Raw genomic sequence first — 23107 nt, 5'->3', positions numbered from 1 at the left:
CCGCGTAAATTGGTGTGCGGCGCGTACCCTAGGAACTGTCATTCCCGCAGTGTGTTAGCGGGAATCTCAGTCCGTGCTGCAGAAAACAGCAGTAATAAGCTCTTAATAAAATCACCGGAAGAGGCCAGGGGGATAAGAGAAAGGTTTGGGCGTCCAGCCTTTCTCAATATGACTTAAGTATTATCCAGCTGCTATCTGACAACCATCACTACTCAACGAGTTTTCATATATGACATCACTTGCTGAAGGTGCAAAATCACCAGCGGCAATAGAGACCCGTGCTTTCAGATAGCTGTACAGTACTTCAGCATCAACATAACCAGTCATAACAGGTGTAAGGATGGGGTATCCGTCGCCGCCTGCGGCATTAAAGCTGGGCACAGTAAAGCTGTAAGATCCAGCCGCATCGTAACCTTTACCATTAATATCTGTGATAGCCACCGTCTTAGCCGTACAGTTAACTGTCATTTGCACACCGGTTAACTGTGCATAAGCGCCGGAGTCAATCTGTAAAGAAGCAACCTCACCCAGGTATGTCGAGATCTGTGCACCTGTCATGGTGCTCTTGGTAACAGTGTTTGCAAAGGGCTGCACAGTCAATACATCTTTATAGGTGATATCTCCAAATTCAATATCAGCACGCACACCACCTGAGTTCATTATTCCGATATCAGCAGCAACTTTATCTCTTTGTGCTTCTGCCAGTAAATGACCTAGATTAGTCTGCTTGAAACGAACAATTGAACGATCCCCATCAAGTTTTACTGCTGTGCTTGCAATCACTTCGCCAAGTGATTCCTGACCTTTGTCCTGATAATATTTGAGTACTTCATAGGTATTTATATCAGCTTTAATCGCATCCTCGATCAAGACACGTTCACCCTCTGTATTTTTCTCTTTCAAGTTAACAGGAATTAACTTGTAACTTGCCAGTTGTAATTTCCCGTTGAAATATTCAAAATCAGCGCGACCGACATACTTGCCCCATTCATGTGCCTGCAGAATATAGGTCCCGTTTTGCTGATCTGGAGCACAATCCGCGCCCGCTTTAAATTCGGCGGCATAACTATTTTCCCCGGGCTCCATACAAACGGGATTCTGTGAATGTCCGCCGATAATCGCCAGCAGGTCACCTTCGCTAACAGCGCGCGCCAATGCAACATCACCCGGCGCATTGCTGCCGTTTTGGCCATCAGCATAATGCCCCATATGCGTTGTTGCAAAGATAAGATCGGCTGAATTGGCTGCTTTGATTTCTTTGATCACTTTTTGAATTTCTTCTTGCGGATTCCTGAACTCTAAACTGCTAATAAATTCCGGATTGCCTATCTTAACCGTATCTTCAGTCGTTAAGCCTATTACAGCAATGCGCAGTCCGTTTACAGTGAATATTTTATAAGCATCAAAATAACGTTTACCTGTTGCTTTATCATATATATTGGCAGCCAGCATTGGAAAATTAGCCAAATTACGCTGCATTTCTACCACAGATAAGGGGTTATCAAATTCATGATTACCGACCGCCATAGCATCATATTCGATTAGGTTCATACCGATAAAATCTGGAATCGCATCCTGCAAATCAGATTCAGGCACCCCCGTATTGATATCGCCGCCGGAGAGCAGAATACTTTCTCCACCATCAGCTTCAACTTCCGCACGAATATTATCGATCAAGGTCTTACGTGCCGCCATGCCGTATTCCCCGTATTTATTTTCCCAGAAACGGCCATGGTTATCATTAGTATGAAGCAGAGTAAAAGTAGTACAGTCCTCTGCAGCCTCAACACAGGTTTGAGGAACAACAAGCTTTGGATCACTAACAAGCTGTGGATCACTGTTATTGTCATTACAAGCCGTTAAAGCTGTAATCACAGCTGTTGCGACTAAACCTTTCATTAATATTTTTTTCATTGCAATCAACCCTTAAATTATCTTAATCAGTAATCTGTCTCCGTGTAGCAATGAAACATTGGCTCTTCCATTTGCAAGTTCAAGAATACATTATAATTGTGTCATTTTTTTGACAAAAATTAAGTCAGGCAGATATTTAACATATATGACTCTGCTGCTTAAATAAAATAAATAGCGCTACCTGAATACAGGCTGTCTAGTCATGTATATGTCACATTCTTATGAAATTATTAATAAATAAAAAACCACCCGATAAAATTATATTTATTTTTGACCGTATGATTTTGCTGAAAAATAACCGAACCGAAGCCCTTGTAATTTATTGATTAGGCTTTCTAAACTAAGGATATAAAATGAAAAAGAATGTTCTGGCGCTATCAATTGCCACCGCTCTGTCATTCAGTGCTCAAGCAGAAATTATTATCTCTGAGTACATTGAAGGAGGCTCGTACAATAAAGCGATCGAAATAGCCAACACAGGATCAAGCGCGCTAACATTAGGTGGCTATGCACTTGCTAAATCGCAAAATGGCAGCGGTGAATGGGAAATTAGCCTGCCGCTTGATGACGTCACTATTGCTGCGAACAGTGTTTATGTTGTTATCCACAAAACCGCTAATGATGCAATTAAAGCGGCAGCAGGTGCGGTTATAGATAGTAGCGGAGTTGTCAACCATAACGGTAATGATCCCATCGCACTACTAAAAAACGGTAGTGTCCATGATATGGTCGGTGTAATGGGGGGGGAGGACTTCGCAAAAGATATAACCTTAGTCCGCCGCGTTTACTCTCCTTCTGCTGTCTATAATCCACGGCAATGGGAAACGTTTGCAAAAGACAGTTCAAGCGACCTTGGCCAGCTCGGGGCAGAAGGCCAGGAGCTGGCTGAACTTGTCGTCAACGAATCAACCATTATGGCACTTCAGGGATCCTCATGGAGCTCCCCCTACACAGATCCGGATAATAACAAGTACGTCTCTGATGAAACCTTTATCGTGGCCGGTGTGGTTACTGCGATTCAAACTGAAAAGTTAGGTAATGATCTGGGTGTTGGCTTTTTTATCCAAGATGGAAATGGCGATAATGACCCGCTGACTTCTGACGGAATCTTTGTAATAGGTAACATTAGCGGTCTGACTGTTGGTGATAAAGTCGCGGTGACCGGTAAAGTTAAAGAAGACTACGGCTGGACTAAAATTGACTCAACCTTGGTTGAGGGGCTCAGCAGGGGGAGCACACTTGCGGCAACGGCGCTACGTATCCTGCCAACAGATGAAAATTTTGACTTTACCTTAGAGCGCCATGAAGGCATGTTCGTTGCCTTTGATAAACAATCTGATATGCATGTCACACGGTCATTTTCTTTTGATTATGGTCCCTACCGTAACAACCTGATGGTTGCTAACAAACGAGTGAATCAGCACCCTAACCAGTCTAATGCGCCTGCCGTTCACCAGGGTGAACTTGATAGTGCAGCGGAAAAACAAACAGACGATAATCAGGACAGACGTGTGGTCATCGAATCATTTATAAAAGCGGGCGATGGCATTATTCCCTGGTATCCTGATTTTGCTAAAGAGGGAGCCGCGCAAAAAGGCAGTTCCGATGATTATATCCGTATTGGTGATGTTATTGATGGACTTGAAGGAGTGATCAGCTATTCCTATAATGATTACCGTTTTTACGTGACCAATCAGGCGACAAAAGAAACATTTTTGCACCAAGCAAGCGACCGGAGCAAAGCACCTGTTATGCAGGATGGCGATCTCACTATTGCCACATTTAATGTACTTAACTACTTCAACTCTCAACTCGGTGGTGAACCCAACCCGCTAGATCAAAACCGTGGTGCAGAAAGCGCAGAGGAATTCGATAGGCAGGCAAGCAAAATTGTTACTGCAATAGTGGCAATCAACGCCGATATTTTAGGGCTAATGGAGATTGAAAATAATGGATTTGGGGAAAGTTCAGCGATTATTGATCTGCTTAACCGCCTAAACGCAAATCTTGATGATACTAACCAATATTCAATAGCTCAACCGCAGACTGAAGATCTTACTAACGGCTTTGTCGGCAGCGATGCGATCACCTCGCAAATAATCTTTAAAGCATCAAAAGTAAGCCTTGAGACAGTGCGTATTATCAAAATGCCCGAGCAGCATGCAACGCCCGTGACTGTCTATATCGATGGCCAATCAGAAACAGAAAGCGGTGATAACTATATGCGTGATGCTATTACCCCGACTTTCTCAATTGCCGGTTCAGATGAAAAGTTAACTATTTCAGTTAATCACCTGAAATCTAAGGGTTCACCTTGCTGGGAAGATTACAAACTGCAGGAGGGGAAGGATCCAGATAAACAGGGTAGTTGCGAAAACCTGCGTGTTTCAGCTGCTTACCAATTGGGTGAAACCATGAAAAATATCGAAGGTAATAAGCTTATCATGGGAGATTTGAATTCTTATGCCAACGAAGATGCAATTATGGTGCTCACTAATCGTGATAACGCACCGGCTGATTATCAGCTGAAAGCCGCACGTAATACTTATATTGGCGGACCTGATGGGGAAGGCGTCGAGCTGCATGGGGATGCAGGGGCGATAATGACTGAATCTTACGGTTACGCAAATGTTATTCGAGATAGACACCCTGAATCTCACAGCTATTCTTACAATGATGAAGTGGGTACGCTGGATTACATTTTAGCCTCTGCATCACTTAAGGATAAAATTGTTGATAGCATGTATTGGAATATCAATTCATCGGAATCAAGCTTATTTGAATATTCAACAAAGTACACTGGCTATCTGCCTAAATATGATAATGCTTACAGATCATCTGATCACGATCCGGCAATTGTTGTCCTGAATTTTGCTGATAAGTCAGTCACTCCCATTGTACCTGTAGTTATAACGCCTGCGTTGCCGGCTAAAGTAGATCTGCCAGTGGACGCACCGCAAGAGCCTGCCGGAGCGATATCGGGTGTCGCGTTCAATATTTCTTTAAATCTGCTTGATGCCGCTAAAACTGCAAATGCCGATCTCATCATTGGTGATATAGCCTCCGTGCTTGTCAATGACGGCGTTAACACTCGCGCGGTCAGGGTTTCAAATACAACACAAAAAGTGCTGACAGGCGCTGATTTCGAGGCAGGTTATATTGTCTTTGAAATTGAAGGGTTAGCTGGGGGGGATTACACAATACAAAATATCATCACGAATAGTAAAGGTGAGCAAAAATTTTCAGCAATGCCTGTCTACTTTTCTGTGCAGGAGAGAGCAGCTCCCATCGCCACTGAAAGCAGTATTAATGGTGGTTCAACGGGAATATTGAGTTTATTTGCGCTACTCGGGCTTGGATTCTTGCGCCGTAAAGCAATAAAATAATCATTCTGTTAGTTAATAAAAAAAGGCTCATTGAGCCTTTTTTTTTATAGAAAAAATCAGCTGCTGGAGAGATCCAATAATTCACCTAAGACAACCAGGCACATGCTAAATTAAGTCATTTTTACCGCTAATAACGCATTCATCATTTTATACTAACGCTTTGCAAGGTTTTGGTGCTGACTTTCCCAATAGCTAAATCCCTGACTAAAGAACATAAACAACAACAAAGACTGGACACCCACGCCTTTTTAAAAAATGACTAAAAAAAATAGGAATAGGGTCGCGTCCTGTCTTTTGCTTAAAACGCAGTTAATACCTTTTAAAAACCATCAGGATCTTTGGTTTTGATCATTAACCTGAATTCATAAAAACAGGAAAGATCTCACCCATATCAAACTAAAATGCTTTTACTGTATTTATACTGAGGGAATTTTTCTGCTCTCATTTTGGCCTGAGGAAAGGTTTGGCTGTCCAGCCTTTCGTTCCTGTCACTTCCCGAGTTGTTTTATCGGGAATCTCAGTCCGTCCTGCAGAAAATAGCAGTATAAGCTTTCAATAAAATCACCGGAAGATGGCGGGAGTAAATAAAACCATGGCGATCCCGGTTTTTTCAGCTTAAGCGCATATGATTTGTGACTGCCTCTATTTTAGCTTTTTTAAATACGATGTTTTTATAAAAAATATCTGTAATTTTGATCTATGCAATGACATTATACTAATGGTTTCTATATTATCTCTGATATATCAGATTGTTAGGGTCTGTTGCCTCTCAATATTTTAAGGTTAATTTTGTCATCAACATTTTATAATAAAAACGCAGCTAATGAAGTGCGTCGATGCTTTGAAATCATTAAGAAAACCGGTCAACATAATTGTGTGCGGACGAATAAATCACTGCAAAAAGATTACGCCATTGATCACTGCATGTCTTTTGCCCGCTGGCCGAATAATGATCTGTGGAATTTATTACCTTCTGACGTTAAAGCCAAAGGTCAAAAAAGCGATCGTCTGCCCACTGAAAGTAAAATGAAAAATGCCGAATAACTGACTGGTGGTCGAATGTCTAGCTCGAACTGATAGCGGAGAGCTTGGAAAGGAGTGGGGGCTGTCCTGAAGCAAAAAGGTAAATGATAGCCAGCGTTTTTTTACCGAAGCCAATATGGCGCTGCCCGGATTAAATGCAGATAACAGCTCCGTTGATGATCTGTTTGAAGCCTTATTACCGCAAAGAGGGCTTAAAAGAGACGGAGCAGTTAAGGGAGTGGTGAATGGCGAATATAAAATCCAATAATCGACGTAATTGCTATTGATTTAAAAGAATATAAGGTACGAATACCTTACTTTTTGATAGCCTAATATTTTTATCCCTGTTGAGTAGATACAAAATCAGATTATTTACTTTTGCATGAAATTAATATCAAAAATACAAGGTGAACATGATCTAACCTGTTGTTTTAAATTTTAAATTTAAAATTTTGTTATAAAAACATATTGATCAGACAGTTTTTTTTGCGTATTAGCGATCATCCAGTCTAATTCTCTGTTAGCTTATATTATCGGTTTCTTGTGTCCACAATTTAGATTAGCGTAAATTTGATAATTCAAAAAATGTTTTAGGAAAATATAATGAATGAGTTAACAATTACTAAATTATTCCCTTCTTGTAAGCAAAAGGAATTTTCAGAAAGCTTAAAAGAAAGAACTTATGTAGGCATTGATTTTGGAACATCGACAACCGTTGTTAGTATCGCTTATTTAAGCAAAGAGCTAGGTATTATAGAGTCACAAGCGATAGATTTAAATCAGAAGTTATTTGATGGTGCAATTCATCGATCTTATAAAATCCCTACTATGTTGGCCTATGTTAATAATCAATTGCTCGTCGGAGAGGGGGCAAATAAGTTAAAGCTAAAGTTAAAAAAAGACAAAAATTTTTGGCATTCATTTAAAATGGAGTTGGGGGAGGACATCGGTTGTAAGTACCCTCAGTCAGAGTTAAATAATGAAAAATTTAAGTTGCTTAACCCCAAGGATGCTTCAAAGCTTTTTTTCCGTTATTTAAAAGTTCAAATTGAAAAATATGTCAATTTGAATCATTTGTCTCGTGAAATCGAATATACAGTGAGTATTCCTGCATCTTTTGAAGCTAATCAGCGAAAAGATCTTATTGAAAGTCTCCATGAAAATGGAATGATGTTAGATAAGCCGTCATTGATAGATGAGCCGAATGCCGCTTTTCTAAGTTATATTAGTGACAATACTCTTAAGAGCAATATTCATATATCAGAAGATATTCCAACTAACATTCTTATTTTTGATTTCGGTGCCGGTACTTGTGATATCTCAATTTTAGAAATTGGGTATAACTTTAAGGGCTTCTATTCAAAAAACTTATCGATTTCTAGGTTTGATGAGCTTGGTGGCCGCAATATTGACAAATTAATCGCGATAGATATTTTATTTCCTCAGTTTATCAAACAAAATAATGTTGAAGAGTCCTTCTTCAAAATGAAAGTGATCAATAAAATTATTATTCCTAGGTTAGAAACGGTTGCTGAACTACTGAAAATTCAAGCTTGTAAAGAGCTTTCTTTGATGAATTGGTCGAGCAAGAATAATGAGGTGATGAATTTAACAGATACAGTACAAGTTCACCATGAAGTATCTTTTAAAACCAAACACGGGACGTTTTCTTTAAGCATTCCTACCTTAACTTTTGCCGAGTTTATTAAGATAACAGATTCATTTACTTCAAAAAATAAACTCGCTGAAAAACGGTTAAATGATGAAGAAAAGTTTACCAGTATTTATACGCCAGTTAATTCATCACTATTGAAAGCGGATCTTGACGCTGAAGATATTGACTATTTGTTGTTTGTAGGTGGGAGCTGTAAAAATCCTATTATTAGAGATTCTTTACAGCATTATTTTCCTGAAACTGAAATGTTATTACCACATGATTTACAGGCACATGTATCTTCAGGTGCCGCTATTCAATCACTAATTTATAACGGTTATGGACGTAATATTGTAGAGCCTATCACTAGCGAGCCCATCATTACGATTATTAAAGACGGCAGTGAAGAGGTTGGAGAAGTACTAATTCCTTCTGGTGCAGAGATACCAACAGCTGAAATAACTATTTCAGGATTATTCCCATCGAATAAAGTACAAGAACAGATAGAGATTCCCATTTGTGTTGGTAATAAAAATAAATTAGTGCATAACATCATGATTAAGAATGTCGATAATAAACCGTTCTCGTTAGACTCCGAAGTGACATTAACGATAAAAATTAATGAAGATAAATTAATAATGGTGAGAGCAGAGGTTGATGGTTTAACAATTGACGCGGAACCTTTAAACCCTTTTAGTAATAGTGATATGTCTTTTAAGGACAAGCAACGATTTAAAGCGGAAAGTGAATACAACAAAGAGTGTGCTAGAAACTTTGGTGTTGAAACTAAAGATGCACTTGTTAAATTATATAAGCGTTATGATGAACTTGGATTGTCGTTAAAGGCTGCAGAATCTTTAGAGCAATTGTATGATAAATTTGGCTACTCTAGCTTGAATCGAGTCGCTTTACACTATTCGGATGCTGGGTTGCGAGATAAAGCCATCTATCTGTACCAGAAAGCATATGAGGAAAATAAAGCTCCTCATTTAGCATTTAATTTAGCCTGCCAATATCATTACAATGATAATAAAAAATATGAACATTGGATTGAACAATGCTTGGAGTGTGATTCTAATTATTCTCTGGGTATCTTTTCAAAAGGAAAAGTTTTAATTAGTAATGGAGAAATAGAAAAAGGAAAATTACTGATTAAAAGAGCATTTGATAAATGGAAAGATGAATATGAAAACAATTATTTATCAGTTCATATTAGTTGGTTAAGTTCTGCCGCCGCTAAGCTAGGTGAATATGATTTTGTTGAAGAGATTAAAGGAAGAGAAGATGAGGATTTAAATTTAGAACAGTTTTTTGATGCAAATAATTTGCTAACAACTCATTCAATCAATACGGTAAAAGGTTACTAATATGTCGTGGATGGTACCTGCGCATCGATTAGATGCAGAGCAATCACATTTTCTTCTAAATGAATTAGGAAAGCCTGGGAATAAATGGATAAAAGGGGTTGCTGGTTCAGGGAAATCGGTTCTTCTTCTGCAATCCTTAAATGATATTTTACATAAAGAGCCTAATGCCAAAATATTAATGACTTATTACACTCATTCATTGAAACAAATGTATTTAGCAGGAATTGAAGAGTTAAATATAGATCAAACGAATATTCATTACGGTACATATTTTGCTTTTCGTAAGATGAAAAATAAAGCATTTGATTATATTTTTTGCGATGAAGTACAAGACTTTCCCGAAGATGCATTAACTGAAATGACAAATCATTGTAAGCAGTTGTTTATCTGTGGAGATGTGAATCAGTCACTTTATGATAATGTCATCGATCCTACTTGTATTTCAAGTGTTACTAAATCAAAAGGTTATACCCTAACGACCATACATCGTTTAACTCAATCAATCGTAAAGCTAATTACAAAATTAATGCCGAGTTTGGGTGATATTAGAGCATCTAAAGTGGCAAAAAAAGCAGATGATGTAACAGTGCGACTCGGAAAGGCACAAGATGAAGCTGAAGAATTAAAATACATTATTGAAAATGCAGCAGAAGAAATTAAACCTGATAAAAGCGCAGCTGTTTTATTACCTTCACATAATGAGGTTAGAAGATTTATAGATCTTTACTGTGACCATTTTAATATTAACAAATGGTCACTAGCAAATAACCAATATGGTAAGCCTAATTACGGACTTATGAATAATTATTTTACTAATTTCCCTTTGCACTACATTGGAAATAGTTATGGAAATTTAGTCGAGGCGAGTAAAAAAGGAAAATTGACTTTGATGACTTACCACAGTGCTAAAGGACTCGATTTTGATACTGTATATTTACCATTTTTGAACAAGAATACGGATATAAAAAATGAAACTTTATTTATGGTTGCACTTTCAAGAAGTAAAAATACGCTTGTGTTAACACACACAGGAAGCATGCATATGTATTTAAATACTATTTCCGACTCTGAGTCTTGTCATAAAATTGATTTGGGTAATTCAAATTATAGTAATGTTAGTGAAACATTAGACGACGATTTTGATTTTTAAGGAGGCTAGAGTGGAAAATTATAATAAAAAAGAAACCCCTGCGTATATTATTTGTTCTACAGCTGAGTTCATAACTTTAACTGTAAATTCTAGTATAGAAATCCCTTTTACAAGAGTAGTTATAGATAACTATCAATCATCTGAAGATTTGAAAGGTGCGATTGAAGCAAGGTTGAATCTATCTTTTTCTTTAATTGATTCGAAAGATTGTATCTTACTCTTCTGTAATGACTTAGATGTTAAATCAATTACCAAAATTAATATCTTTAATGTAGATAAAGCATATTGTTTAGATGAAGACTCAAAACATTTTTATCAAACTGTAATAAACCCGCAGCTACACAGCCAAGTTTTTTTACCTTTAATTAATTGTGAGCTTATTGCTCAGGAAAAAAGTATAAGTAACTTGAAGACTAATATATTAAAAGAATTTCATTTTTCTCCATGCAATATTGATGAAATCAAAGAATTAAATGTTAAAAACAATATTAAGCTGAGAAATGTAATTGATTTTAAACGAGAGTGTCGGATATTCGGTGATAGTGATTTTTCTTTTCTAGCTGATATATTTACTATTGCCGTATTAATAAAAATTAGTACTGAGTCTAACCAGAACAACAAAGATGAATCGAAGGCCCCGAATTACAAAAAATATAAAGGAGGGTATAATTTTTTACCTAAAGAACATCTATTAATGATTTATCAAGAGTCTGTTGAAGCCTCTTTTTTGGCTGAATTTAGAAAAAATGAGTTATTGAGTAAACTCAATGAGGGGCTTAGGTTTTCAAATCAAGATAATTTTTCATTCGTATCTTTTGCTTATATATATTTAAAGGCGAAGAGCTATTTTATGAAATCAAACCAAGCATTAAAAGATATAAAAAACTTTCATCATAGTTTAAAAGAAAATGCTATTTGTGATAATGAAGCTGATCAAGCTATTTACCTTCTGCTTTGTGAGGTCGGTTATCAAAGCTTATGTGATGACCTTTATATCGAGACTCCTCCACCTATATATGTAGGAAATGATATTGAAAGTCCATCATTAAAAATAAAAAAATTGAGTAAGCAGTTAGATCAAGCTCAAAGCGATAAAGCTGGAGTTGAAAGCCAATTAGAGCAAGCTAAAAATGATAAAACTGTAGTTGAAAGCCAGTTAAAGCAAGCTCAAAGTGATAAAGCTAGAGTTGAAAGCCAATTAGAGCAAGCTAAAAATGATAAAACTGTAGTTGAAAGGCAGTTAGAGCAAGCTCAAAATGATAAAGCTATAGTTGAAAGGCAGTTAGAGCAAGCTCAAAGTGATAAAGCTATAGTTGAAAGGCAGTTAGAGCAATCTCAAAGTGATAACGATGGAGTTGAAAGGCAGTTAGAGCAAGCTAAAAATGATAAAACTGTAGTTGAAAGGCAGTTAGAGCAAGCTCAAAGTGATAAAACTGTAGTTGAAAGCCAGTTAGAGCAAGCTCAAAGTGATAAAAATGAAGCTGCAAGCCAATTAGAGCAAGCTCAAAGTTATAAAGCTAGATTTGAAAGGCAGTTAGAGCAAGTTCAAAGTGATAAAGCTGGAGTTGAAAGCCAGTTAGAGCAAGCTATAAAGGATGAAAATGAATTTAAACGTATAGATCCTGTTATTAAGAGTGCTAATGACGATAAATCAAAGCATAAATGGAGTGAAGATGAATTTAGAAAAGATTATATTTGCATCAGTAAAAAAGACTTAATAAACGCTTATCCCGTAACCACATTGAATGGCATTGCAAAAAAAGAAACAACAAATATTACACAGAGAAATTTTCTGGATAAATTAATAGAAAATAAAAAACAATTAAAAGCGTAGAAAGAATAAGAATAGTTCTACATGATCAGTAATCGGTATTGTGGTTCTGTTTGAATTAATGCTTTCATTAAGTTGTTGTAACTGGATCTTCATTATAATTTATATCATATACAAAGGATAAGTAATGGATCAACAAACCAAAGACCAAATAGATGAATATCATTTAATGATTGAAGAGGTATTAGGTGGCATGGACATTATGTTATCTGGTATGAATAAAAGAGTTTCTATTCTTGAAAAAAAAATAGATTCAATCATAGATAAGGCATCTAACACTTCTGAAATCAAGGATCTACATGCTCAGGTTTATGAAATGAAAGAGGAACTCTCGAGTGGTTTAAATTTGGCTTTTCGGAAAATAAATGAAAAATGAATTTAACGTTACTTCGAGAAAAATACAGTATTGACTCCGAAATAGACTCTCTTTTTGCTTTTAGGGATGCATTTAAAAGGACTATTGTTTGTAAAAAGCAATCCTTAATAGATCTATCAGTTGTAGCCGCAAATTTAAGCCCGCAAATTTTTTGGAATGATGACGTTATAGATCCTCTTGTATTGAAAGCTATTAATGATACAAACCCTAATTTTTCTCCTGATTTACTTTCTAATTATTCCGATGAACAGATGATGGGTATTCTTAATTCTACAAAAGGAAAGTACTTTGAGTATCTAGTTGAAGATAAATTAAATGCTGGGGCAACTGTTGGAGATGTTGCTCTACCTAAAGGTTATAGTGCAGAAGTCGCTTCAAATATTACGCAACCAGGTTGGGATCTACAAATTTTAGATCAAAATGGTAATGTTGCTGATTATTTACAGTTAAAAGCCACAAATAGTATTTCATATATACATGATACTTTAGAACGTTATCCTGATATTACGATATTGGGAACATCAGAAATCGCAAACCAAACTAATGGATTGATACTCGACTCAAATATCAATGAGCAGGAATTAACAGAGCAGTTATCTAATGTTATTAATGATATGGATTCCAGTATTACAGATGATTTTTTAGAGGCATTTAATCCATTATTGCCATTAGTTTTTATTCTTTCAACTGAAGGTTACCGGGTTTATGTAGGTAAGGGAAGTACTGAAAATTTATATGAAAGTGCTAAATATAGAGTAGAAAGGGCACTAATTTCTAGTGGTGTTGGCGCTATTGTATACTCATTAGGGGGAGGATGGCTGAGTTTAGCATCAACTATTATTGCTGGTGGAGTTTATGATAGTTTTATAGAAAACTCGCTCACAAACTATAACTTTGATAAAACAACTTATCGGCTTAAATGCTATAGAAGTTATCAACAACAATTAATTTTAAACAATAGGTAGTCAGTTATGGGATTCTTTTCAAGTTTATTCGGTGCAGTATTAACTGTTGCTGCTACAGTCGTAAATGTAGCGGTTAAAGCTACAAGTGAAATAATAAATGCTGCAGCCGACTTTCTAGATGAATTTACTAAGAAAAAAGAGAAAGATAAGTTACCGGAGGCTGAAGAAACAAAATATAAAGCAGATGATGAATTAAAAAATATTAATGATGAGTTATTGGCTATTTTAGATAAGTACCAACGTAATGGGAGAGTCTCTTTGCCTGAAAAACGCAGGGCTGAGTATTTACGAGATAGGCGAAATGAATTAAAAGGAGCAATTAAAAGCTCTGATGAAATTATCAGTACAACAGAAATAGTTACGGATTCAGAAGCATTTAAGAAAATATCTGTTGGAGATAAAGAAGCCCATATAATACAAGGACAAGTAGGAGTATCTTCTTTCGGTAAAAGCTGCTCTCAATGTGGGAGAGAGATGCAAATACAATGGCCTAGAACAGTCAAAACTGCGAGCGTCGGTGATTTTTTTTGGGGGTGTACAGGTTGGTTCTTTTTTGATAATCAGGGGCATCGCCGTTGTCAACACACTGAAAAAATGAGTTCGGGAGATTTAAGCATTTTCACAAGAAGTGATAATCCAGAAGCTGAGGTTAGTAATGACGAATTGACAACGTTAGTTACGATGCCCGAACCCTCAAAAATAATAACAGAAAGAATGGACGATGTTATTTCAGATCAAAAAAGTCAAAGAAGAGGAACGAATGATTACCGTTGCCCTGTTCATGGAGAGCTACTTGTTTTAAGAAGGAAAAAAAATGCAGTAGGGTTATTGGACCAATATTTTCTAGGGTGCTCTCATTGGAAACCAAATAATACTGGGTGCTCTTACATTGTAAAATTAAAATCAGTTATGCAATTATCAAACTTACTAGCTAAAGAGTCGGGTACTGGCGTTCTGTAAGAGGTTCGTTCGCAGAGTAAAAGTAAGAGGGGAGTAGTGCCACGTCTTGCTTAAACTATAAAAATTCCTCTATCCCCATAACGGCAGACTACTCACCGTTATGGGGTTCAACTCTTCAAATCAAAGACTCATTATTAACCTACCGCCAATTTCGCAGTGTCATGCCATAAATAAGCTGGCATTGCTTGCGCTAATTTCCAGATGATATTCATCGGCTAGGGCTTCCCTCATACTTTACAAACTTCACTGGTCCAAAATTCACAAAACCCATAGTGCGACCATTTTCATCTTTGGCTTTTTCTCGTATAAATAACAATATTGTTTTAGCCGTTTCTTTTTGCTTGATATAAGCAAGGCCTTTGCCGGAAGTTGGCCTTACAGTATTTTGTGATTTAAGGGGATAAAGTAATTCACTTTGATGTGATTAAGTATTTTTATTTTTTTTATGAAAATGCTGTAAGATGATGTTTGTTATTGTAAAAAAGCACACTCACAGATATCAATAGGTACTTAAGACAAAGTTGAGCAGCCTATTCAGTCGAAAGTCTAGGAGAGCCATTTATAGAATGGTTAAAATTCAATTTATTAACCTAAAAAAGGTTTGGGTGTCCCATCTTTTTGTGTCTGCTCTTTAATTTTGAGAACGAGCGAGAGACAGATTTTGCTTAAACAGTAAAAAAGCAGGTATAAGTAATGACAAAAGAAAAAAAGTCACCATTAACCGCAAAACCATTAAGAAATCCTGGTCAATCATTGGATGAAGAAATTAATAAACTGATTGATGATAAAGGAACTTTATATGCTGTCATAGTTATTTTTCCTATCGTATTAGCCGCCCTCGAATGGTGGCGATGGTATAAAGAATTACCTTATTCGCCTTGGATATATACGATAATTGCGTTTGCATGCTCCTCTTTTGGTTTTTATAAGCTTTTTAAACTAAGAAACCAAGTTAAAAATTTAAAGCTTGGTCGAGATGGTGAAAAAGCTGTTGGTCAATATTTGGAGTTACTCAGAGAAAGAGGAGCTAAAGTATTTCATGATATTGTAGGTAATGGCTTTAATATTGATCATGTGGTCATATCGACAAATGGTATTTTTACGGTGGAGACTAAAACATATTCGAAGCCTGCTACAGGTAAATCATCTATCCAGTATTTTGATAAAAAACTGGTAATTGATGGTTTTGAAAGTAAGACAGATATTTTAGTTCAAGCAAAAGCGGAAGCTAATTGGTTAAATTCTCTTCTAAAAGAAATGACTGGTAAGTCATGCAAAATAAAACCAGTTGTTGTTTTTCCCGGCTGGTATATTCAGTGTCATGCTGATAATCCTGATGTATGGGTTTTAAATCCTAAGGCTCTCCCTAAATACATTGAAAATAATCCAATTCAATTAACACGGGAAGAAGTTAATTTTTTTGCTTATGGTTTATCTCGACATATAAGAAACACTCAATGAATAGAAGGGCGTCTTAAAGTTAATAGGTTTTATTTAAGGGGCGTAGGGTCGCGTCTTGCCTTTTGCATAAATCGTAAAAAATCTTTTAAAAAAAGGATTGGCTGTCTAGCTTTTTACTTCCAGCCTTTTAACTATGAGAATGATTTAAAGAAGGTAAAAGAAAAGGTTCGGCTGTCCTGCCTTTCTTGCCATTTAAATCTTTGGCTAACCTATTTATTTGCCTGCTAAATAACAACGAAGGAATCTCCTTGAAAAAAATAAATGTAGTTGCTGCAATCATACAGTGTGGCGAAGAAATTCTTTGTGTTCGTCGTGGGCCATCAAAATTTAATTATATTTCAGAACGTTATGAATTTCCGGGCGGTAAAATAGAAGTTGATGAGACAAAAGATAATGCAATAATTAGAGAAATTAAAGAAGAGTTACATTTAGATATACATGGCCCAACATATTTTAATACCGTTGATCACCAATATCCAGACTTTCAAATTACGATGCATTCTTTCATCTGTTTAATTGATCATAAAAATATAACACTGACTGAACATATTGATCAACAGTGGTTAAAAATAGATGAATTAAATAACCTTGATTGGGCTGCTGCAGATATTCCAATAGTTCAAAAACTTCAAGCAGAATATATAAAAGGATAAAGCTACATGGTATTAGATGGTCTGAGTAAAAGTTTAAAAACTGGCTTTATTGATAAAGATTCAATTTCTGAAATGTTATATCAACCGACGTTATTGGTTAACAAAAAGACCCCACCACAAAAAGTCCTGTCTACCATATTAGATGAATTACACTATTGTGATGAATTCTATATTTCAGTCGCGTTCGTGACAACAAGTGGCGTGGCTACTTTAATGAATATCCTCCAAGACCTTGAAGAAAAAGGTGTTAAAGGGAAAGTTGTTGTTTCACAGTACTTAAACTTTACGCAACCTGAAGCTCTTAGAAAACTTTTAAAATTCACTAATATTGAACTACGTATAGCAACTAATGAAAACTCTCATTCAAAAGGGTATTTATTTAAGAAAGCTGAATATTATAATTTCATTATAGGCAGTAGTAACCTCACAGGATCAGCGTTAGCAACAAATAAAGAATGGAACCTTAAGGTTTCAGCGCTTCATTCAAGCAGTATTGTTGAAAAAATAATGGGGGAATTTGATGTTGATTTTGATAGGGGGACGCCTGTTACTGCATCGTTTATTGATGCCTATGAAAATATTTATAATAAACAAAAGATTCTATTTAAAGAACATGAATCAGTATTGATTGAACCTGAAATATCACCTAATTCTATGCAAGTAGAGGCATTAGATAATATTAATGTGTTGAGACAAAGTGGCGCTAGAAAAGCGCTTCTTATATCTGCAACAGGTACAGGTAAAACTTATTTATCTGCCTTTGATGCACAGGCTTTAAAACCAAAACGATTATTGTTTGTAGTGCATCGTTTAACTATCGCACTAAAATCATTAGAAACATTTCAAAATGTTTTTGGAACAGGTAAAACGATGGGAGTCTACTCTGGTTCTAAACAAGAACTGGATAAAGACTTTCTATTTGCTACCGTACAAACTATTTCAAAACAAAACCATTTAGATCAATTTAATAAAGATTATTTCGATTATATCATCATTGATGAATCTCACCGTTCAGGTGCCAATTCATATAAACGGCTTATTGAACATTTTGAACCAACGTTTTTATTAGGAATGACAGCGACACCTGAAAGAACTGATGGTGAAGATATATTTAGTCTTTTTGATCACAATATTGCTTATGAGATCCGCTTAAATAGAGCGATGGAAGAAGGTATGTTAAGTAACTTTCATTATTATGGCGTTACTGACCTAATCATTGATAATGTTATACAAGAAAATATGGGAGACTTTGCGTTTCTTTCATCACATGAAAGAGTTGATAATATTATTAAACATGCTTGCTTTTATGGTTCTGATAACGGTATTACACGAGGTCTCGTTTTTTGTTCACGAAATGAAGAAGCGAAGAAGTTAGCAGAAATGTTTAATCAGAGTGGTTTTCGTTCTTTAGCCCTTTCTGGAGAAAATTCGGAAGATGAAAGAGCTCGAGCGATTGAGCGGTTGGAGACTGACAACTTAGCAGAAAAATTGGATTATATTTTCACCGTTGACATTTTCAATGAAGGAATTGATATTCCAAAAGTTAATCAGATTATAATGATTCGACCTACAGATTCTGCAATTGTGTTTGTACAGCAGTTGGGACGGGGGCTACGAAAAGTAGACGGTAAGGACTACCTAACTGTAATTGATTTTATTGGAAATTATAATAATAATTACCTGATACCCATCGCACTTTATGGTGACACCTCGTATAACAAAGATGCTTTACGTAGATCAATATCAGGTGGCAGTAGGCTGATCCCAGGAAGTTCAACGGTCAATTTTGATGCTATTACTAAAGAACGAATTTTTGCATCAATTGATTCTGCAAATATGAAAATGCTGACAGATTTGAAAAAGGATTATTTCCTTTTAAAGTATAAGCTTGGTCGTATCCCTTTGATGATGGATTTTATCGAGCATGGTTCACGAGATCCATATCTATATGTTGAATATTCTAAGTCTTATTATAACTTTATCTGTAGAGTTGAGAATACAGCCGAGTATAACTTAAGCAGCGAAAAAGTAGCATTACTAACTAACTTTTCATTAAACATCAATAACGCGAAGAGAGTAGAAGAATGCATTATAATTAAAGAACTTATAATACACTCTTTCTTAGAATTAAGTGATTTCAAAAATATCATTAGTAGTAAATATGGCTACGTAGTATCAGATGAAACTATCGAATCTTGTATTATTAACCTCAACTTCAAGTTTATAAAAAAAGAATCTTCGGTTGTCGAATATGATAGTAAATTAAAACTGTCACCAACGTTTAATCTGCACTTGAAAAACTCTCTATTTAAAAGCTTTCTTATTGATAATATTGAATACTCCATATACACCTACAACAAGCGGTTTGAACTTAAAAACCATATAAATGGTTTTCAACTATATGGGAAATATACGCGTAGAGATGTATGCCGAATACTTAATTGGGAGAAAAATTATGATAGTACCGTTTACGGTTACAAAATCCATCGTAATGAAGCTCCTCTTTTTGTTACATACAGAAAAGAATATGATATTTCTCTAACTACTCAATATAACGATCATTTTATTAACCAAGAAGAATTTGCGTGGGAATCTAAAGCAGGAAGAAGACTTGATAGTAAAGACGTCATGGCAATTCGTGATGCGAACAGCTCTGGTCTGAAAATATCATTATTCATTCAAAAAAGTAATGACGAAGGTGCTGATTTTTATTTCATGGGTAATGTTGATATTGTTAGAGGATCATTAATTCAAGAATATAAATTCAATGACAAGAATAAAGAAGTACCAGTAGTTCATATGAAATTCAAATTACAAAATACTGTCCAGGAATCACTTTATAGGTATCTAATAGGTGAAAAACAAGACGAGATTTTAGAAAGAGTAAATAGCTCTTTAGATATTACTAATAATTTCACTTCAAAGGGCTTAGTCGAAGCAGAGACCACTCCAATTATTAAAGAGGTAGCACCTACTATTTTTGAAAAAGTTACAAACGATAAAGAAGGGAACCTTATACCATTTTATGACTTTTATGCTGCGGCAGGCTCTTTTAGTGAGATGCAAGAAAACAAAGATTTTACAGATCTTGAGGTGCCTTTACAGTACTCTGCAGATAAAAAATATTTCGCTTGTAGGGTTGTTGGTGAGTCTATGAACCGTAGAATTAAAAATAACTCTATTTGTATATTCAAGGAATCCCTCGGTGGTTCACGAAATGGTAAAATTGTTCTCGTTGAAAATTATGGTAAAAATGACGATGACTATAATTCATCATTTACGATTAAAACATATGCTAGTGAAAAAAGAGCTACTGATGATGGTGAGTGGGAACATTCGGTTATTTTACTGAAGCCGAATTCCACAGAGTCACGATTTAAGGATATTGTCCTTCATGAAGATGATTGTGAGAATATGCGAATTGTTGGAGAATTTGTTACCGTACTAGAAAAATAATCACAGAACAGGGTCCTAGGTTCAAGGCTTTCCTTTTGTCTAAATCGTAACAAAGCTTTTAAAAAAGGATTGGCTGTCCAGCCTTTTTTAATCAGTGACCGTAGGCATGGGCCAAGTTTTTCCTTTTGCATAAATCGTAAAAAAAGCTTTTAAAAAAGGATTGGCTCTTCAGCCTTTTGTTACTTTGGCTATTAATAATTGTATTTTTTATAGTGCCACTCCACCCGTCATTCCCGATAAAACACTTCGGGAATGACGGGTGGAGGCGAGTTTCCCTTCCAGCGCTAAAGCCTTTAGCCTTTAGCCTTTAGCCTTTAGCCTTCCAGCCTTTTCTCCGGATCTGGGAAATGGGGGCTATAAAGCAGCATTGTCTTGAACGATGCAACAACCCCTGCTCATAAATTGGAGTTGTTGTATTCGGCTATTTTACGTTAACTATTTACTTACTTTCTTTCTTAATTGATGCGGCGTAAATATTCTGAATCGACTTTTGAATGGTTTGATTAAAATTGGCGTCACTTTGATTGGCACTCAACCCTTGAGATAAAGCACGAGAAAAACTGGCTATCATGTTGTGGTTTTTTGCCAATAATTTGTTGGCCTCGTCTTGGGCATAACCACCTGAAAGCGCTAAGACTCTAATGACACAATTATATTTTGTAAGGTCTAAATATAAATCAGCCTTGTTGGGAATGGTCAGCTTTAGCATAATAAACTCATCTTTAGACAGTTTTTCTATCTGTGCTTTCAATGCGTCGTGCAATATCTTTTCACATTTTTCTTTTTCGTTAGCATTGATGTCAACTTCTGGCTCAAGGATGGGCACTAATCCCCTGGCAATGATTTTTTTAGCGATTTCAAATTGCTGTTTTACAACCTCAACTATTCCAGTTTCATTGGCTTCTAGTATAAGCGAACGCATTTTTGTTCCAAAAATATGCCTATCCACTGCTTTATCTAATAGAGAAGGAAGGTTGTCGATATTTTTCATTAACTGAACACCATTCTCTTTTTCCAATAGGCCTTTATCTACTTTTAATAGTGGGATAATTCCCTTTTTCTCCCATAAATAATCTCCGCTATAAAGCCCATCAATTTTACTATCCATAGTGACTTCAAATAAGATTGACGCGAGAATATTTTCACTATTAAAAGCGGGCGCTTTAATTATTCTGACTCGCATCTCATGGACTAATTTAAACATCTCTTGTGAATCTTTATAGGCATCTTCACCTAACCCATATTTTGCTAACGCTTTGGGTGTACTGCCTCCGCTTTGATCAAGTGCTGCAACAAAGCCTTTTCCACTGTGCATTTTTTCAAATTGTTCTTTGTTCATCGTCTTCACCTTTTTTTAGGATAATTGCCATTAAGCTTAGCTTGCTTTGCAACTTCATTATCTTTTCATTTTACGAATTTTTCATTGCCCAAATAATATTTGGAGATGAAATTTAAATTTTCGTCAAATTCATATTGCAAAGGGAATCCTGTCGGTAAAGTCTGCAGAGATCTGGGAACAAGTCTTTTCATTTACATAAATCGTAAAAAGCTTTTAGAAGAAGAGTTGGCGGCCCTGTATTTTTTTATATTTCAGGCGCTTTAATGCCGCCAGTCACTGAATTTTTTAGCAGTTGTGTTACATTATTTTTGTCGGTAGCTAAATCCAAAATATTGCTTAACGGATATATGTGCAAGGGATAACGATCAAAAGGGTAATAATACCAAATCCATTAATTTTCTGCTCATTTATGCTGGTTAAAACACATGCTAGCTTCGTTATTAATCTTATAATTAGAACAACTAGTTACTTCAATTAATGCCTTGCTTTCATGCATTTTTACAGCGCCTAAATAGATCACCTAATTAGTGGAATTGGTATAAAACGTTTATGTCAGAAAAGAAACAAATATTTTTATTAAAGTTATCCATTTCTCTTGGCTTAGTATTGTTGCTAACAGGTATATATCTTCACAACTACAGTGAATTTATTGATTCTTTGGGAGCAAATGGAATTATCATTAGTGCCAGTTTTATTGCATTCGGTTTTGTTTTTTCTTTGCCAACAAAAATGTATTTAACTTTTTTGTTGGTAAAACGTGAAGCTAACAGCCAACAAAAAAAACAGGAAAAAACCTCAAAAAAGACTAGTTCAAAGTAACAGTTAAATGCCGGACAGCCACACACTTTCTATTTTGATTGTGAATCTCAAGTTGTTTAACCGCTGGTGGGGGCGGGTTTTCCTTCTAGCCTTCTAGCCTTTCGCCTTCTAGCCTTTAATCCACCTTTTGCTTCTGCACTCAAAAATCATTTAAAAAAGAGCTATCAAATAATAACTGGGAGATTAAGCCGCTATTTGATAACACTCTTTTCCTGAGTGCTTTGCTTTACGATCAAATGATCCTTTTCCTTTTTTCGCTTTTACGACTCTCATGCAAAAAACTTTGCTTGTGACCAGTGCACCCAATGCTGAGTGGTTGATCGTACCTCTTGCAAGGTCTGCCTGTTTTTGTATTGTTACTGCTTTTGGGCTCAGCGCTGCTGCTTTTACCACTTTTTTATTTTTAGCCATTTGTTGTATTCTCCTTTGAAGTACAATCAGATTACACCAAATTTGATAAATAACTAATCAATTTTGTGGGTTAAAATAAGTTATTTTAGTGTTTAAATTTTTGTAATGGAGCAACCCTTTTCTACGCAATATTTGCTCATTTAATTGATGGAATTGGTATTAGTCTCTGTCCTTTTAATGGAAGAGAAGAAAAGAAAGGTGGCAAGATAATAATGATATATTTAAACCAGTATCTGAAGGTTACAAAATATTCAGCAGTAAAAAAAGATGACCTAAATGAGGAAACAAGGTAAAAAGAAATCAATTCGCTACTGACTAACTGACTTATTAATAAAGGTAATT

Annotated in this window: 16 protein-coding genes; 13 read left to right on the top strand and 3 right to left on the bottom strand. The window is 35.8% G+C overall.

All coding sequences use genetic code 11. From position 1 onward, the window contains the following. Positions 1-180 precede the first annotated feature (180 nt). Positions 181-1914, bottom strand: coding sequence for a bifunctional UDP-sugar hydrolase/5'-nucleotidase UshA (gene ushA / locus PING_RS13915; RefSeq protein WP_011770962.1), 1734 nt, complete (start codon positions 1912-1914; stop codon positions 181-183). Positions 1915-2267: 353 nt separating this feature from the next. On the opposite strand from ushA, the gene PING_RS13910 reads away from it, so the two are divergent. From PING_RS13910 to PING_RS13860, 12 genes are all read left to right on the top strand, one after another. Further along, entirely contained in the window at positions 2268-5300 is a 3033-nt protein-coding gene (locus PING_RS13910; protein ID WP_011770961.1) for an ExeM/NucH family extracellular endonuclease, read from the top strand. Between the two features lie 789 nt (positions 5301-6089). Beyond that, a complete protein-coding gene (locus tag PING_RS13905; protein ID WP_041766514.1) occupies positions 6090-6344 on the top strand; it encodes a hypothetical protein in 255 nt (84 codons plus the stop codon). 115 nt (positions 6345-6459) lie between these two features. Beyond that, positions 6460-6591 (top strand): hypothetical protein, encoded by a 132-nt coding sequence (locus PING_RS21630; protein WP_269571512.1) that lies wholly within the window; start codon positions 6460-6462, stop codon positions 6589-6591. 335 nt (positions 6592-6926) lie between these two features. After that, positions 6927-9344 (top strand): Hsp70 family protein, encoded by a 2418-nt coding sequence (locus PING_RS13900; protein WP_011770960.1) that lies wholly within the window; start codon positions 6927-6929, stop codon positions 9342-9344. A gap of 1 nt (position 9345) precedes the next feature. After that, positions 9346-10494, top strand: a complete 1149-nt coding sequence (locus PING_RS13895) for a 3'-5' exonuclease (RefSeq protein ID WP_011770959.1) — start codon at positions 9346-9348, stop codon at positions 10492-10494. A 10-nt stretch (positions 10495-10504) separates the two neighbouring features. Further along, on the top strand, positions 10505-12328 hold the full coding sequence (locus PING_RS13890; RefSeq protein ID WP_011770958.1) for a peptidase: 1824 nt from the start codon (positions 10505-10507) through the stop codon (positions 12326-12328). A gap of 124 nt (positions 12329-12452) precedes the next feature. Further along, positions 12453-12701: a hypothetical protein gene (locus tag PING_RS13885; protein ID WP_011770957.1), complete on the top strand. Its 249-nt coding sequence runs from the start codon at positions 12453-12455 to the stop codon at positions 12699-12701. Next, entirely contained in the window at positions 12698-13666 is a 969-nt protein-coding gene (locus PING_RS19600) for a hypothetical protein (RefSeq protein ID WP_011770956.1), read from the top strand. The genes PING_RS13885 and PING_RS19600 overlap by 4 nt, the downstream gene beginning before the upstream one ends. A gap of 6 nt (positions 13667-13672) precedes the next feature. Then, positions 13673-14626 carry a hypothetical protein gene (locus PING_RS13875; RefSeq protein WP_011770955.1) on the top strand — a complete coding sequence of 318 codons (954 nt, stop codon included), beginning with the start codon at positions 13673-13675 and terminating at the stop codon, positions 14624-14626. 693 nt (positions 14627-15319) lie between these two features. Then, positions 15320-16087: a nuclease-related domain-containing protein gene (locus PING_RS13870; protein ID WP_011770954.1), complete on the top strand. Its 768-nt coding sequence runs from the start codon at positions 15320-15322 to the stop codon at positions 16085-16087. Between the two features lie 248 nt (positions 16088-16335). Beyond that, a complete protein-coding gene (locus PING_RS13865) occupies positions 16336-16740 on the top strand; it encodes a (deoxy)nucleoside triphosphate pyrophosphohydrolase (protein WP_011770953.1) in 405 nt (134 codons plus the stop codon). A 6-nt stretch (positions 16741-16746) separates the two neighbouring features. Continuing rightward, a complete protein-coding gene (locus PING_RS13860; RefSeq protein ID WP_011770952.1) occupies positions 16747-20196 on the top strand; it encodes a DUF3427 domain-containing protein in 3450 nt (1149 codons plus the stop codon). Between the two features lie 439 nt (positions 20197-20635). On the opposite strand, the gene PING_RS13855 is transcribed toward PING_RS13860, so the two are convergent. After that, positions 20636-21535: a fructose bisphosphate aldolase gene (locus PING_RS13855; protein ID WP_011770951.1), complete on the bottom strand. Its 900-nt coding sequence runs from the start codon at positions 21533-21535 to the stop codon at positions 20636-20638. 549 nt (positions 21536-22084) lie between these two features. On the opposite strand from PING_RS13855, the gene PING_RS13850 reads away from it, so the two are divergent. Further along, on the top strand, positions 22085-22354 hold the full coding sequence (locus PING_RS13850; RefSeq protein WP_011770950.1) for a hypothetical protein: 270 nt from the start codon (positions 22085-22087) through the stop codon (positions 22352-22354). A 183-nt stretch (positions 22355-22537) separates the two neighbouring features. On the opposite strand, the gene PING_RS13845 is transcribed toward PING_RS13850, so the two are convergent. After that, positions 22538-22765 (bottom strand): alternative ribosome-rescue factor A, encoded by a 228-nt coding sequence (locus PING_RS13845; protein ID WP_011770949.1) that lies wholly within the window; start codon positions 22763-22765, stop codon positions 22538-22540. Positions 22766-23107: the final 342 nt, after the last annotated feature.

Source organism: Psychromonas ingrahamii 37 (genome assembly GCF_000015285.1).
In the GTDB taxonomy this organism is placed as follows: Bacteria; Pseudomonadota; Gammaproteobacteria; order Enterobacterales; family Psychromonadaceae; genus Psychromonas; species Psychromonas ingrahamii.
Note: the sequence above shows the minus strand (reverse complement) of the source record. Positions and strands in the feature narration are given on the sequence as shown.

Bases quoted from the DNA above. Each gene is read 5' to 3' on its own strand.
- ushA (WP_011770962.1), bottom strand. From the start codon at position 1,914: ATGAAAAAAATATTAATGAAAGGTTTAGTCGCAACAGCTGTGATTACA.
- PING_RS13910 (WP_011770961.1), top strand. From the start codon at position 2,268: ATGAAAAAGAATGTTCTGGCGCTATCAATTGCCACCGCTCTGTCATTC.
- PING_RS21630 (WP_269571512.1), top strand. From the start codon at position 6,460: ATGGCGCTGCCCGGATTAAATGCAGATAACAGCTCCGTTGATGATCTG.
- PING_RS13900 (WP_011770960.1), top strand. From the start codon at position 6,927: ATGAATGAGTTAACAATTACTAAATTATTCCCTTCTTGTAAGCAAAAG.
- PING_RS13895 (WP_011770959.1), top strand. From the start codon at position 9,346: ATGTCGTGGATGGTACCTGCGCATCGATTAGATGCAGAGCAATCACAT.
- PING_RS13885 (WP_011770957.1), top strand. From the start codon at position 12,453: ATGGATCAACAAACCAAAGACCAAATAGATGAATATCATTTAATGATT.
- PING_RS19600 (WP_011770956.1), top strand. From the start codon at position 12,698: ATGAATTTAACGTTACTTCGAGAAAAATACAGTATTGACTCCGAAATA.
- PING_RS13875 (WP_011770955.1), top strand. From the start codon at position 13,673: ATGGGATTCTTTTCAAGTTTATTCGGTGCAGTATTAACTGTTGCTGCT.
- PING_RS13870 (WP_011770954.1), top strand. From the start codon at position 15,320: ATGACAAAAGAAAAAAAGTCACCATTAACCGCAAAACCATTAAGAAAT.
- PING_RS13860 (WP_011770952.1), top strand. From the start codon at position 16,747: ATGGTATTAGATGGTCTGAGTAAAAGTTTAAAAACTGGCTTTATTGAT.
- PING_RS13855 (WP_011770951.1), bottom strand. From the start codon at position 21,535: ATGAACAAAGAACAATTTGAAAAAATGCACAGTGGAAAAGGCTTTGTT.
- PING_RS13850 (WP_011770950.1), top strand. From the start codon at position 22,085: ATGTCAGAAAAGAAACAAATATTTTTATTAAAGTTATCCATTTCTCTT.
- PING_RS13845 (WP_011770949.1), bottom strand. From the start codon at position 22,765: ATGGCTAAAAATAAAAAAGTGGTAAAAGCAGCAGCGCTGAGCCCAAAA.